General features: G+C 56.6%; 11 protein-coding genes. 1 reads left to right on the top strand and 10 read right to left on the bottom strand.

Translation table 11 applies throughout. From position 1 onward, the window contains the following. Positions 1-131 precede the first annotated feature (131 nt). From ACE3TJ_RS06400 to ACE3TJ_RS06445, 10 genes are all read right to left on the bottom strand, one after another. Positions 132-1025 carry a 3-keto-5-aminohexanoate cleavage protein gene (locus ACE3TJ_RS06400; RefSeq protein WP_374594996.1) on the bottom strand — a complete coding sequence of 298 codons (894 nt, stop codon included), beginning with the start codon at positions 1023-1025 and terminating at the stop codon, positions 132-134. Between the two features lie 32 nt (positions 1026-1057). After that, entirely contained in the window at positions 1058-2140 is a 1083-nt protein-coding gene (locus tag ACE3TJ_RS06405; protein WP_374594998.1) for a Gfo/Idh/MocA family protein, read from the bottom strand. Continuing rightward, positions 2140-3492 (bottom strand): MFS transporter, encoded by a 1353-nt coding sequence (locus tag ACE3TJ_RS06410; protein WP_374595000.1) that lies wholly within the window; start codon positions 3490-3492, stop codon positions 2140-2142. The genes ACE3TJ_RS06405 and ACE3TJ_RS06410 overlap by 1 nt, the downstream gene beginning before the upstream one ends. Before the next feature lie 4 nt (positions 3493-3496). Further along, a complete protein-coding gene (locus tag ACE3TJ_RS06415) occupies positions 3497-4642 on the bottom strand; it encodes a C45 family autoproteolytic acyltransferase/hydolase (RefSeq protein WP_374595002.1) in 1146 nt (381 codons plus the stop codon). A gap of 7 nt (positions 4643-4649) precedes the next feature. Further along, the gene (locus ACE3TJ_RS06420) at positions 4650-4994 is read right to left on the bottom strand and encodes a nuclear transport factor 2 family protein (RefSeq protein ID WP_374595004.1); all 345 of its coding nucleotides are present in this window, start codon (positions 4992-4994) and stop codon (positions 4650-4652) included. 54 nt (positions 4995-5048) lie between these two features. Then, positions 5049-6215, bottom strand: a complete 1167-nt coding sequence (locus tag ACE3TJ_RS06425; protein WP_374595006.1) for a DUF819 domain-containing protein — start codon at positions 6213-6215, stop codon at positions 5049-5051. A gap of 2 nt (positions 6216-6217) precedes the next feature. Beyond that, complete coding sequence (locus ACE3TJ_RS06430; protein WP_374595008.1) at positions 6218-7003, bottom strand: enoyl-CoA hydratase/isomerase family protein; 786 nt, start codon at positions 7001-7003, stop codon at positions 6218-6220. 48 nt (positions 7004-7051) lie between these two features. Beyond that, entirely contained in the window at positions 7052-8743 is a 1692-nt protein-coding gene (locus ACE3TJ_RS06435; protein ID WP_374595010.1) for an AMP-binding protein, read from the bottom strand. A 77-nt stretch (positions 8744-8820) separates the two neighbouring features. Beyond that, positions 8821-10647 carry a CocE/NonD family hydrolase gene (locus ACE3TJ_RS06440; RefSeq protein ID WP_374595012.1) on the bottom strand — a complete coding sequence of 609 codons (1827 nt, stop codon included), beginning with the start codon at positions 10645-10647 and terminating at the stop codon, positions 8821-8823. Positions 10648-10657: 10 nt separating this feature from the next. Beyond that, positions 10658-13069, bottom strand: a complete 2412-nt coding sequence (locus tag ACE3TJ_RS06445; protein ID WP_374595014.1) for a N,N-dimethylformamidase beta subunit family domain-containing protein — start codon at positions 13067-13069, stop codon at positions 10658-10660. Positions 13070-13265: 196 nt separating this feature from the next. Between ACE3TJ_RS06445 and ACE3TJ_RS06450 the strand changes: the two genes are divergently transcribed. After that, positions 13266-13934 (top strand): TetR/AcrR family transcriptional regulator, encoded by a 669-nt coding sequence (locus tag ACE3TJ_RS06450; protein ID WP_374595016.1) that lies wholly within the window; start codon positions 13266-13268, stop codon positions 13932-13934. Positions 13935-13938: the final 4 nt, after the last annotated feature.

Consider the following 13938-nt stretch of genomic DNA (forward strand, 5'->3'; position numbering starts at 1 on the left):
ACGCTTCATGCACATCTTCGCAAGATGCACTGCATTATATGTATTTATGAATGAACGTTCATGCATATAATGCGACTTCAGTTCGGTGGCAATCCGGATTTTCCTTGCCAGGTCCGGACAGCCCCCTGAGCCTACAAGCGTTTTCCGATACCCAGCATTGCGCGCGCTTCATCTGGGGTCGCGACTTCACACCCCAGACCTTCGATAATGGTCCGTGCACGTTCCACGAGCTGACCATTGGTGGCGAACACACCACGAGCAAGGTAGAGATTGTCCTCCAGCCCCACGCGCACGTTGCCGCCGAGAAGAACGGCCTGCGCCACCATGGGCATCTGCATCCGTGCGATTCCGAACGCCGCCCACTGGGCATCCTTCGGCAGCAGATCCCGCATGTAGATCATCGTTTCCGGGGTAGCGGGAAGGCCCCAGCGCGTTCCCATCACGATCTGGAAGCACGGGGGGGCGTCGAAATAGCCCTCATCGATCATTTTTTTTGCAAGCAGGACATCGCCGGGCGCAAAAACCTCGATCTCCGGCTTGACCCCCAGTTCCTGAAACCTTCTCGCCATTTTCTTCAGCGTATGGGGCGTGTTGAGATAGACATACTCCCGTTCGCCATCCTGCTGATTTTGCGTACTCACATCGATCGAGCACATATCCGGAAGCGTCATTTCAATGTGACGGACACGCTCTTCCGCACACGCCACGTCGCTCCCTGCGCCGGCCCGGCTTTCGTCTTCGGGATCGGGCATGAAAAAGCCGCCGCCGCCGCACGTAATGTTCATCACCGCGGTCACGCCCCTTTCGCGTACCCGAGTTGCCATATCTAGGAACAACGCAGGATCGCGGCTGCCCTTGCCGTTCTCGGGATTTCGCACATGCAGGTGCACTGCAGAAGCACCCGCCACCTCTGCCTCCAGCGCAGCGTCGGCTATCTGCTGCGGCGTCACCGGGAAATTGGGATGCGCCCGGTTGTAATCGTTCTCACCGACCACCGCGCAGGTCAGAATGACCTTTTGTTTCATCGACATAGGGGTTCCTCTATGATGAATTTCCGTTACAACGTCACAAGCTGTTGCCTCGCGGCGCTTTCATAAGCGGCAAGGATAACCCGGAGAGCCGCGAGTCCGTCTTCTCCGGTGACAGCCGGTGCCTCATCGTGCCGGATGCTCCGGACGAAGGATTCCATCTGCATTGCAAAATTGCCGGGCATAGGGCGATGATCGAGCCGAACGGGTGTCAGTTTATCCTTCGTGAAATGCACAAGTTGTTCGGCATAGGGATAAACCTTGATAGCTCCGGTGCTGCCGTAAACCTGAAAGTTGACCGGATGTGGTGACCAGCCAGGCTCAAGAGACAGGTTATTCTGGGCATCCCAGTTGCCGCCCCATCGGAATACGCCCTCCGTCGGTAGCTGCGTGGGAAAGCTGATGGTATTGGCGATCAGGTGCGCGACCGCGCCGTTCCCGAAGGTCGCGGTCACATGTTCGGATGCGGGATGTTCGCCGGAAATATTGCCACGGCCGAAGACGGTCTTCACCTCTGATCCCAGAAACCAGCGAAACAGATCGATAAGATGGATGCCATGATCCATGATTCCCATTCCGCAGCCTCCTGGCGTACCCGGCGCATAATGATGCGGCCCGCACTCGCTGTAGCTGTCGAGTCCGCTACCGCCGATGACGATCTCCATGGCCATGGATACGTCGCCGATAGCGCCGCTTCGGATCATTTCCCGCGCTTTCATGTTTGCGGTAAGGCTACGATAGGAGGCGCCATAATAGAGCTTCACGCCGGCCCGACGGCAGGCGTCTAGAATTGCCTCGCCGTCCTCCATCGTTGTCGCAAGCGGCTTCTCGATCAGAATATGTACGCCATGCCCGGCGATCACTTCGGCAACCGCACGGTGATAGCGGGCAGGCACGCAGATACACATGATATCCAGCTTTTCACGCGCCAGCATGTCTTTAAAGTCGGTATAGCCATTGACGCCCCATCGCCGGGTGACGCGATCCAGCCCCTCGACATTCACTTCCGCTCCAGCGACGACGTCGATGCAAGGCAGCCCCTGATAGGCCTGAAAATGCACCGCAGCCACCGATCCGCCGGCTCCGACAATACCAACACGCAGTTTGGGCATCACGTTTCTCTTCTCACTGCCGAAGGGGCGAGATTGTTTCCCAGCGATCGCATGATGATCAGCCCGATACCGATGAAAACAGCCGGTGCAATCGCGGTACAAAACCGGATCGTGTCAACGACACGCAGCGGTTGTTCCACAACGCCGGATGCGCTTTCCACGAAACCTGCGATGCCCAGGATGGTCCCCACAGCAAAGGCGGATACGGCAAAGCCGGTCTTTTCTCCTGCGAGCCAGATGCCCGTATAAATCCCCGAAAGACTGCTGGCGCCACCTCGCGAGGAGTCGAGCGTCACGAGGTCCGGCAGAAGCGCCAGGCCCAGAACCTGCTGTCCTGCGAAACCGACACCGATACAGAGGATGGCTCCATAAACCCCATATACCGTGGAGGGCTGCGAGAAAGCCCAGAAGAAGACCATCGACAGCACCAGAGTCAGACCGCTCACCTTGAAGGCACTGACTTTCCCGACCCGCGCCGATAGCCTCAGCCATATCGGAATGGAGACAATCGACGCGCCATTCAGGAGCAGGAACAGCACCGTCAATTGCGCCCCGCCACCGCCGAGAACATAGGTCGTGTAGTACGGCAAGCCGACCAGAAGGCACCCGAAGCCCGTCAACTGGATAGCGTATGTTGCGAACAGCTTCAGATATGCCGTGTTTTTCAGCGGGCCATCGACGACGGCCTGCCAGGTGAGGTTCGGCGGCTGAACGCGTGCGGTCCTGTCTTCCGGCGTCAAGACAAACGACGCGAGCATGGCAGAGCCGATGATGCCGCCCAGTATGATCGACATGGCTCCATAGCCGCTGAGGCCGCCGCCGAAGCGATCGATCAATACGGGGGACAGGCCTCCCGAGAGCACGATGCCGAGAAACAGGAAAACCATGCGGTAGGACACGATCCGCGTGCGCTCCTGCGGCGCGGAGGCCATCTCGGCAGGCAAGGCGATATAGGGAATGGAGAAGATCGCGTAGCCGGTCGTGCACAGCACATAAAGGCTTGCCACATGCCAGAAACGCGCCGCGACAGATGGATAATCAGGCACATTGAACAGCGCGCAGAAGAACACGCCTGTGAGAATAGCGCCCGCCAGAAGATAGGGACGACGCCCCCATTTGTGCCGCGTCCGGTCGGAGAGTATCCCGATGAAAGGATCGACGATGACATCCCACATCTTGGGTACAAAAACGCCCAGCGCCGCCAGCTGAGCTGGAATCCCCAGATAGTTCGTCATGTAGAACATCAACAGAAGACCGGGAACCGTCGTAAAGGCACCGGTGCCGATGGAACCGATTCCGTAACCGATCAAATGCCGACGACGCAGCTTTTCATCCCTCCCGGCCTGCACCATTCGATTAATCCTTCGACATTCTGTTGTCATATTGCCGGTCGAAATCGAGAGTCCGGAATGCGGTTTCGCAGGGTGGCCCGGGAGCGATATGCAGCCTTGTACGCTCCCCCATTTCATAGATGGCAGAGCCCGCCGTATATGAAATCGAATCGTGCAAGCTGGCCGTCGCCAGCTTCCGCGACACAGGATTGACCGGATCGTCGCTCGCCGAAAGTGCTGTCTTGAAGCCCTCAACAGCCGGGTGTTCGGAAATGCTGACGACACGGTTGACTATGGAAGCGAGTCGCGCACGTGAATTGCTGAGTTTGTGCGATGGAATCCGGTTTGCCTTTTCCATCCCTCCGAGAGCGTGGTTGGTATGGCAGATCCAATGTCTCTCGCCCCGATTAATCACCTTTGCGACACCTGAGGCAGAACATTCAAATGTGCGGACACCTTCGCGCGTCGCAATCAGATAGTTCTGGCCGGAAGCATGAGGGATCGAATGCAGAAGGGCTTCCGCTTCATCCCCGTTCGAGCGCTCCAGGAGGCTGCGCAAAACGAAGGCGACAGGCAGGCCGTCATTGCAGGCGGCCAACTCCATGAGCGTATTGCAGCATACGCCCAGCGACGCATTGTTCACGCCCATGAAGCCGAGACCACCTGCGGACGCGAATAGAAAGCTTTCAAGGTCGCTGTCATCATGGCGAATATGAAGAACAACCTGCTTTCCCTCGTGGAAGGGCGGGATATCCATGTTCTGGCCGGCATAGCTCTTGCGCTGGAGAGCATCATGCAACCCGAATGCGGTACACTTTGAACGAAACTGCGCGGCATCGTTCTTCGGCCACGCCATCCTTCCGAAAACCCACTCCTCATCGCTGAGCTGCAACAGGAGTATCCTTTCGAAAGGCAGTGATGCCCCTTCGGCGATGCCCTTCATCTCAGCGAGAAGTTGCGGGCAAAACCGTGCAATCGTCGGTTCGAATGCCTGATAGTTCAGAAACGCATTAAGATAGGTTTCGCTAGGTACACCATAAGCACGTCCGATCGCGTCTACCCACGCTTCATTGAGTTCATGTATTTCCGTACGCAGTTCCTCGCCATGAATTCTGCCGCGGTTCAGAGCAGTCCCGGAAAGTTTGATAACGCGAAGCGCGCCGGCTTGCATTTCAAGATCATCCCTCTTTTAGGAAGTAGACTTTTGTAATCAGCCCCTCGTTAACTTCGTATATGGCGACTGCACGCATATCGGCCTTTCCGGCGCGACCGGTTACGAACTCTTCGTCTATCACCTTGTTCTGAATAATTATTCGATTTGTGAGCGCGGCGTTTATCCCCGGCGCGCGTTCGAAGATTGCCTGGTACATGGCGCGCAGATTGTCCCGGCCGTTACACACAAGTTCATCAGGGAAATTGTATATCCCGACGGCGGCATGATAGGCGGCGACAAACGCGTCCGTGTCATGATTGTTGTAAGCGGTAAGTTGGCGATCTACGGGATCGACGATCGATTGCTTCATCTGCTCTGCTTTCCTGGGTTCAACTTTGCGCCGTGATGGAGATTGAAGGTCGATCTAACCAAGTATGGCGATGATGACGGGTGCCAGAAGAAGGGGAACGTACATTCCCATGATCTGCGTGAAGATCGCCATCAAAAGTGCGACCGTCACAAACCCTTTGTCATATGCCGCTGCCACAAGCGGATTTGTGACAGTGCCGCCAAGGTTCGCGTAAAGACCGGTAACCACGAGCACGATCGGTGCGCGCAGGAGCCTGCCTATCAGCAACATCGTTACGAAGCTAATCAGCAGCAGAACCGGGCTGTAGAGCAGGAAGACCCGATATTCCCAAACATGCTCGATGGCCGCGCCCGCGCCCAGAACAGCCATCATCATGTAAAGACTTATTTTCCCCATCTGCGTCGTCCCGTGTGCATTGAGCTGCCGTGCGGGCGAAAGGGACATCAACAAGCCGCTTGTTACGACCAGAAGAAGCGTCACGATCGGGGAGACGATCGCATCGAGCCCCAATCGCACGGCGGCTGCATCGCTGATGGCTCGGCACGCAATCGAAACGGCAAATCCAAGAAAGATGACCATGGCGAGACCGCCGCTGTTTGCCGGTCGCGGCTGTTGCACTGCCGTGTTCGACAGATCCTGCACAAGCTCGCGCGTATCCTCACGCGCGTGTAACCACGCATCGAACTTACCCTTGTAACTGGCGAGCGAGATCAGCAGAGCCAGAAAGCTGTATCCTACGATCGAGTCCACAGCGATCAGAGCGCCCAGAATGCTGGGGGAAGCATTGAACGTTTCGGCCATGGCGATTAGATTCTGCGATCCGCCGATGGCACCGGCATAAGCCGCGATAATCGAAGACCACGCTTCGAGACCGAGATAGTCGGAAAAAATGAAGGTCGCTGCCACAAAACCGAACGTGACGCTGAACATTCCGGAAAGCACCATGACTGTGGCCAGCTTCCCAAGTCGGAAAATAGCGCGGACATCCACGGAAAGCATGAACAGGAATATTGCGAAGGGCATCAGATACGTGCGTGTCCAGACGTAGGCCCCGTTTTCCTTCGGCAGGATACCGAGGTTTCCTAACACCATGCATGTAACGAAGATCAGCAGAATCGACGGAATGTAGTCGAAGAGCCGGCCCGCAAGCCTTTGCTCCTCGAGCCAAAGGCAAACGCCGACGATTCCGATCAGAATCGCGAATACTGCCATCGCAGACATCGCTACAGCCCGCCCTCTGAATCACCGGACAGCGTCCTCGCCAGGCTGTAGAGGTTTTCCTTCACGGCGCTGTTCTGGCTGGCGATAACGCAGTGCAGACATTCGTTCTGCAGCGCCTTCTCCAACCTGTCCCGGTAGCTGCCGACGATCGCTTCCTTGTAGTCCCCCAGAGAGGCCGCGGAAAATTCGGAGAGCCGACTGGCAAGGGCAAAAGCTTCGGCTTGCAAACTGTCATCGGAAACTACGCGAATCACGAGACCGTTCTCGCGCATGAAGTCCGCCGCGTATTTTTTGCCGCTGAAGAACATCTCCATTGCTAGCAGATGCCCGGCACGATGCGGCAGCAGAAACGACAGGCCGCCGCTGGCGAAGATTCCGTACTGCGTTTCGGGCAGATAAGCGCGCGCGCCTGCGCTCCACACCGGAAAATCGCAGTTCATGGCCCACGAGACAGCACCGCCGACGACCCATCCCTGAAATGCACCAACAACCGGCTTGCGATTGAACATAAGCTCCCGGGAAATGTCCTGGAGCGTGCTCATGAAATCGCGAATCTGCATCACGTCCGGCATCGTGTCCGTCGCATCGATCAGATCGTCACCTACGGAAAAATTATCGCCGTTCGCATTGAGCAGAAGCACCTTGCACGAATCGTCCCCGTTCGCCTTTCGCAGAACACTCAGGAAGGTGTTCAGCATATCTATGTTGAAGGCGTTGTTTTTGCCGGGCCTGTCCAGCGTCACAATGCCGACACCGCCGTCTCGGCGGTAGGTCACGAATTCATCCATGCTGCTCTCTTCCACGTCGCGCTTTGGTTCCGGGTTTCACGGCCGATCTCAGCCGCGCACCCACATCCCTGTTGTGCTGTCATAGCTTTCACCTTCGCCAATGCCGGAGAGTTCGGTCTTCTTCACCCGCTCCGACGGCGTCATTGGAAGGCTGTCGCGAAACTCCCAGTATCTGGGCACCTTGAAACGCGCCAGTTTCTCGCGCGCAAATGAAAGCAGTTCGGAGACTTTGGTTGCCGGATCGATTTCGCGATCCCGAAGCAGAATATAGGCCTTCACCTCTTCTTCCCGCAGCGTGTCGGGAACAGGGATGCAGGCTGCAATCACGACGTCCGGGTGCGTCTCCAGAACAGCTTCCACCTCGGCAGCGGAGATATTCTCGCCGCCGCGCCGGATCATGTCCTTCTGCCGCGAACTGAAGAAGAAGCGCCCGTTCTCGTCACGGCTGACCAGATCTCCGGTGTGATACCAGCCGTCCCTGATCGCAGATGCCGTGGCCTCCGCGTTCTTGTAGTAGCCCAGCATCATGCCCGGGCCTTTCAAAAGCAACTGCCCGACAGCATCGACGCCCACGTCGTTGCCGCTTTCATCGACAACGCGCGCCTCGCGGTATGCGTTGACAACACCAAGGCATCCGCTCCCTACAAGAGCGGCGTGCTCCTCCATCGACCAGTCGCTGATATCCGCCCCGGTCTCCGTCGTTCCGTAGGCTTCAACCCAAGGCACTCCGTACCGCGCTTCAAGCTCCGCGTGCCTGTTCGCCGGAATGCCCGAACACACAACGCGCCGTACCCGGTGCATAGTCTCCGCTTCGGAGGCCGCCATCTCGAGCATCAAAGTCGGCATGGCGCCCAGGCAATAGAAGAACGTGACGCCGTACTCCGCAACTTTCGGCCAGAACTGGGACGGGCGGAACCGTTCAAGAACGACAAGCTTCGCCCCGCTACGCAGTGCTACGACCAGATTCCAGTGCGGGTCGATATACGAGAACGGCTGCGCCGTCAGAATCACGTCATCAACGCCCAGAGCAGGCTCCATCGACGAGACGATGACGTCCGCGATCTGGAACCAGTACCGGTTCGTCAGCAGACAGCCCTTGGGCAGGCCCGTGGTTCCAGACGTGTACTGGATATTCGTTACCATGTCCGGATGCGGCACAGTCTGCGGCGACGAATCTTGCCGAGCTGTAGCCCGCTCGAGAAAGGAGAGACCATTCCCTTGGGACTTCAGAGCCAAGACATGCCTCAAGCTGGCGCAGTTGCGCTGTATATCATGGACAAGGTCCAGCTTGTCTTCCGTTGTCACAATCAGACAGGCTTCGGAATGCTTGAGAAGATGCCGCGCATCCTCGATTTTATAGGCGGGATTGAGCGGAACCGTGATAACGCCGCTTCTCGCCAGCGCCAACCAAAGCAGCGGATAGGCGCTGACATTCGGCAGCATGAGAGCAACTTTGTCCGCCTCTCCGATACCGAACTCTTCCCTGAGATAGCTCGCGATCTTGTCGGTGAGAATATCCAGTTGAGAAAACGTGAACACCTCACCCGATCTGTCGAACGCTAATGCCGGTCGGGTCGGCCATTGCTGTGCCGCACTCAGAATCAAATCGCGTATTGTCCCCGCGCTTTGCCCAGTGTCTGTTAACATGATCATTTCGCTTACCCCGATACCAACAACGCGCGACGAGCCACCTGAACTGAAACGATCAAATCGATCATTCAAATTTTTATGAATGTTCATTCATTAATATTTTGAGCGACTGGTGTAAAGCCAAAACCCGATGCGACCGCTTAAAGCATGCGGAGAGCCGGCCCGCGTCAGCGGACTGCGTCAGGACGCACGATCGGCAGCTCTATGAACGAGCTTCTTACCGCGTTCACGTCGAACTTCAGAACAGGTGTTCCAGATGCGGGGACACGGTAGAAACTATCCTTGTCGTGGCCTGCGATGGCAATTCTCAACGCATGACCTTTCGGCACCTGTACCGATACAGGAAGCAACGGAAGGGAAACCCGTTCGGTAATCCCCGGCCGCATGGCCCTTGCATCCGCCCTCCTGAACGTACGAACCGGACCGAAAACTGTGCTCTTTTCATTCGAATCCAACGCCTTCCTGCTGACGAGGCGGAGCTGACCTTCCGTGATCATTGTAACCTCACCACTCGGCGCGACACTTTCCAGATACACGATCATCGCACCGTCCGCGTGCGTGGAAGACACATACAGATTGGCAACGGGATGCCCCGTGATCTCGAGCGGCTTTTCAAGCGGTCGCGATGTATAGGTGAGGAGACGGCTGTCCGCATCTCTGCGATCGCCGTAGAAGACATCGCGATTCCCCATTTGCGTAGACCACCGTGTTTCGGGGCCCGTCCCCGCTTCGAAGTCAACAATGTAAGAATCTGTTCCCTTTCGAGATTGGGGCGGAACCTCGCCGAGTTCACGTGCAGGGGTCAGATAGAGGCGCAGGGTGCCGGCGCCTAGCGGGGGCCAGACCTTCGTCGTTTTCCAGTGGCCCGAACCCATCGTGTAATAGGTGAGTTCCTTTTCGATCGGTACGGCTTCAGGCTTCCCATCGAAATACGGCGCCACGAAATCGCGGATCATTTCGTACTGTGTGTTCAGGTCCGGGGACAAAGGTGCATCTTTTTCCGTGAAGGGATCTGCATCATGACGAGCCCCGTGGCCCCATGCCCCAATAATATAGCGGTTCGGGGCGGAATCGTTTGCAAAGCGCCTCAGAATTCCGTCTGCTGTACCCGCATCCATCCAGCTGCCCCAGTGGAAGGCGGGAACCTTCAGGGCTGCGATCTTGTCCTTGAACTCATAAATGGTGACGGAATGATCCGATGAATCGGACAGACTGTTTGCGACCTTGAGATCATCCCGAAATTCAACCCCGTCGAAGAGGCGTGACATCGAGATGTTGCCTTTATGCTCTTCGACAGCAGCGCTCAGTTGTTGACGCCCGTGCACGCCGTCGACTGGCTTTACGCCGAGTACCCGGGGTTCGCCATTCTCAGTCTCACCGTATCCAAGGCTTTGAGCATCGTTGACATCCATGGCTTGAACCATGTCTCCCCAATCGCTCGACATGATTCTGTTTTTGAGCCCGCCTGGAAACAGAAGCGAGCTGTACCAGTCAAAATCTGTAAACTGCGGTATAACAGCCTTCAGGGCCGGATGCCCCGACAGCGTAGACAGTTCCGCCGCATTGCCGAGATAGGAAACACCGATAGCGCCTACCTTGCCGCTGGACCAGCTCTCCTTGGCGATGTCATCGATGATGTAATAATAATCCTTTACTTCCGCGGTCGAGAATTCCGTACTCCTGGTGCCGAACGAGGCGCCGGACCCTCGCACATCCGCAACGACATAGGCATACCCGAATCCATTTATGATCTTCGCAAGCGTCGGCGGCTCAAGCTTTTGCGGAAGGTAGTCCTTCGCGCGCCAGTAACGCGTGAAAGCGATCACCGCCGGTATCTTCTGGTGCGCCTTCAGTTCGGACGGCAGCCAGATTTCAACGGCTATCCGCACCCCGTCAGGCATCGTTACATACTTTGCCTGATTAAGGGGTGCGGATAGCGCGCAAGCCGTGCTTGAGATCAGGATCAGCACCGAAACGCCAAAAGACCTCAGCATCATGGCTACCCTACTTCGCTGGCTCGAAGGGCCGCGGGTCAGCGAACCTCCTGAGCACGTTTCCGGTCATTCTGGAAACACTGTTGTTGAAACCATTGTGATTGAGGCTTGCCCGCCAGCCCATCGAACCGACCGAGAAGACCGCTCCACCGTTCGGTGTTTCATAGAACACAATGTCGGCCTTGGGGCTTTTCACGTTCAGACGATAGCGCCAATCCACAAGCCCCTCTCCGGAGGCGTCGTAGGGCCATTTGATATTCTCGCTTGTGGCAACCACGAGGGCGTGGCGAGGCGTGCCTTGCTTGAAGTTCGCCGAATCAACCTCCTCAGCCGCGGCACCGCCAGCATATTTCCCGAAATCACCGATAATATCGCCTTCAATGCCCTCGAACATGAAGGCTACGCGTGGATTGCTCGCCGCGGGTAGCTTGCGATAGTAACCGCCGCCCTCCATGGCCATGGGCTTGGAGTATCTGACACCGACGAGTTCTCTCGGCTCCCGCCCGGCATCCCACCAGTACCCGCTCCGATGCCCATCGAACTCCTGATGTGCCTGAAAGAACGTTTTGTTTCCATACTCAGGTTTCCTGACCTCGATCACGTCATCGACTTGGCGATGGAAGGACGTAACCCAGTAATAGCCGTTGCCGCCAAGATACATGAACCTGCCGCCCTTGTTCTGGTACGCTTCCAGCGCATCCCAGATTTCCGGCGTTACGTATTCCGGATGGTTGCCGGAAATCACGACGTTGTAACCTTCCAGAAGACCAACGCCCTCCGCCTGCAGCAGATCGTCCGTAATCACGTCATATTCGAAACCTTCATGGTCCAGCCATTCGATGATATCGAGATCGGGATTCAGCGTTATCGTTGCCGCATCGGGTCGGGTCGTGATGTTCGGATAGCGCCGTGACGCATGCTGGACGAGTGTGCCGTCACTGTGCCGTTCATAAACGCCGCCCGGCATTTCCGGTCGGTTTATCAGAAAATCCGCGTTGGCCTTGGCGCCGACAATCACCTTTACAGGATCTTCCTCTCTCATGACCTCCTTGCCGTCCGGCCCCATCTCCAGGATGGCGACACGCGCATTGAAGCCCGCCGAGACGTTGCTATAGGCCAGGTATGAAACCGTCGGCAGCAGGAACGCGATTTTCGCCTTCGGCTTGCCCTTCGAAGGCGCGACGAAGAACGGCACGTAGTCCTCGGAAGCGCCCAGGCGAAGCCGAGCGGCATAGACACCGCTTTTCAGGCCAGAGGGAATCTTGAAGGAAAAATCGTTCTTCCATTCGAGATCGTAAACGGCATCGTCGTGGAAATACATGGCCCCATACTGTTCGGGGCGCTCTTGCCAGTTGTATGAGGATCCGTCCCAGTTGGCCCCGGGGATGGCGCGATACGGGAGGTTCACGGCAGTTCCCTGCAAACCGTTCCTTCCAAGATCGTGGACCACCGTCGTCCCCGTCCCCTTGGCGAAGTCCCAGAAACCGAGAATATCCGCCGCTCCGGCCTCGACGGGAGTTGCCGCCGCAAGCAGTTTGTCGGCCGTATCAGCGTCCAGCGCACCGCGCGCAATACGCACCGTGTCCAGCTTGCCGTTGAACACGCCTTCGGATTGCTTCAGCGGACCGTTCCCCTGGCCCCCTGATGCCGCAGCGAAGCGGAGGCTTCCCTGCTGAACCAGAGCGGCCGCAGCGCCTGTCACGCTTTCCGACCTCAGATAGAACCTGTTGCCTGGCGTCGCGCTCACGGGTCGGTAGCGCAGATTCACGTTATTGTCTGATGCGTTGTAGGCAGCCGACACCTGATACCACTGGCCGATCACCAGCGGCGAGGGCACGGCGACTTTCTGGCTGACCTTCCCATCGCCGACGTAGAACGCCAGCTTGCCCTCTTCATCTAGGGCGAGCGACCAGCCGCTTTTCGCAACGGCATCCCAGCGGGCGATCAGGTGCTGCACAGCGCCCGTCCCCCCTTTACCGTCAACGGGCACGAGCGTCGGAAGCACGCTGGCGACAATCGTGAAACTGCCCACCGCATCAAGCACGCCGGCATTAGCTATTTCAACGAACGACCCTGTATCAACGGGCTGGTTCCGACCGGCATAGCGCCGCTCGAATGACGCCTTCAACTTGTCGAACTGAAAACGCTTGCCGCGATCAAACTCGTCTGCGGATTTCAGGCGTATCAAGTCCGCCTTATAGTCGCCGGGAGCGTATGTGCTAACTTTGAAATCGATCGTTTCGCCGGGCCGGACCGTCCACGGCAATCCGTAGCCAACAACAGTCTTTTCCGGCTGGTTCAGGTCGACCATACGCGCCTGCACTTCGGCACCGCCCGCGACAATCTGCACACACGCCAGGATTGGAACAATCATCGACGGACGTACCATGCTCAACAACCGGGAATCCTTCCAAACGGCCATACATCAACTCCTGAATCTTCAATCGTAGCCCTTTGCCCAGCGCGATAAATGTATGAACATTCATTCATATAATGCAAGCAAAAATATCCCGCACAACTGCGGCTGCCTTGCAAGGCGAGCACATTTTGATACCATTGAACATAAAATCGTGGCATTCGGCTGCAGATATTCACCAATCGTTTGAAGTGGGGCGACATTGACAACGGCCGCGCAAAAGAGAAGCGTTACGCGCAAAAAAGGAAGCGGCCCCGAGACTCGCCGCATCATCCTCGAATCCGCAGCCAAAAGCTTCATGGAACGAGGATACGACAATACAAGCATGACTGATATTGCAAAGCTTGTTAATATTCAGCCATCAGCCTTCTACAATTACTTCAAATCAAAGAACGAAATTCTTTTCACCATCCTTGAGGATATAGGATGGAAAATGATCACGATGTGCAAGGAGGCCGTCGAAAGTGTCGATTCAAACGACCCGCGACTTCAGCTTGAAGCCTTCATTCGAGCACACATCTCCTATGAAATCCAGCACTGCAAAATTCTACCACTGATCGACTTTCACTCATTCCGCGCGACCAACGATCGCTCGGGATTGACGAAGCCGCAAAAGAAGGTCGTGACTGACGCGCAGCGAGAATTGATCCGCATGATACAGGACATTCTCAAAAGAGGCGAACAGGACGGGTCGTTCGAGTTTGACGATCTGACGACAACGACATTTTCGCTTTTGGCGCCCATAGAGCATCTGATCTACTGGTTCGAAAGCGACAAAGGCAGGCTGTCTCAGAGCGATGTCACAGAAAACATCATCAAGTTCCTTATGAAGGCGCTTGACAAAACCTCCAGAAAGACCCGGAAAAAATAGCCGC

It is taken from the genome of Sphingosinicella sp. (genome assembly GCF_041916975.1).
Lineage (GTDB): Bacteria > Pseudomonadota > Alphaproteobacteria > Sphingomonadales > Sphingomonadaceae > Sphingosinicella.

Bases quoted from the DNA above. Each gene is read 5' to 3' on its own strand.
- ACE3TJ_RS06400 (WP_374594996.1), bottom strand. From the start codon at position 1,025: ATGAAACAAAAGGTCATTCTGACCTGCGCGGTGGTCGGTGAGAACGAT.
- ACE3TJ_RS06405 (WP_374594998.1), bottom strand. From the start codon at position 2,140: ATGCCCAAACTGCGTGTTGGTATTGTCGGAGCCGGCGGATCGGTGGCT.
- ACE3TJ_RS06410 (WP_374595000.1), bottom strand. From the start codon at position 3,492: ATGGTGCAGGCCGGGAGGGATGAAAAGCTGCGTCGTCGGCATTTGATC.
- ACE3TJ_RS06415 (WP_374595002.1), bottom strand. From the start codon at position 4,642: ATGCAAGCCGGCGCGCTTCGCGTTATCAAACTTTCCGGGACTGCTCTG.
- ACE3TJ_RS06420 (WP_374595004.1), bottom strand. From the start codon at position 4,994: ATGAAGCAATCGATCGTCGATCCCGTAGATCGCCAACTTACCGCTTAC.
- ACE3TJ_RS06425 (WP_374595006.1), bottom strand. From the start codon at position 6,215: ATGTCTGCGATGGCAGTATTCGCGATTCTGATCGGAATCGTCGGCGTT.
- ACE3TJ_RS06430 (WP_374595008.1), bottom strand. From the start codon at position 7,003: ATGGATGAATTCGTGACCTACCGCCGAGACGGCGGTGTCGGCATTGTG.
- ACE3TJ_RS06435 (WP_374595010.1), bottom strand. From the start codon at position 8,743: ATGAACATTCATAAAAATTTGAATGATCGATTTGATCGTTTCAGTTCA.
- ACE3TJ_RS06440 (WP_374595012.1), bottom strand. From the start codon at position 10,647: ATGCTGAGGTCTTTTGGCGTTTCGGTGCTGATCCTGATCTCAAGCACG.
- ACE3TJ_RS06445 (WP_374595014.1), bottom strand. From the start codon at position 13,069: ATGGCCGTTTGGAAGGATTCCCGGTTGTTGAGCATGGTACGTCCGTCG.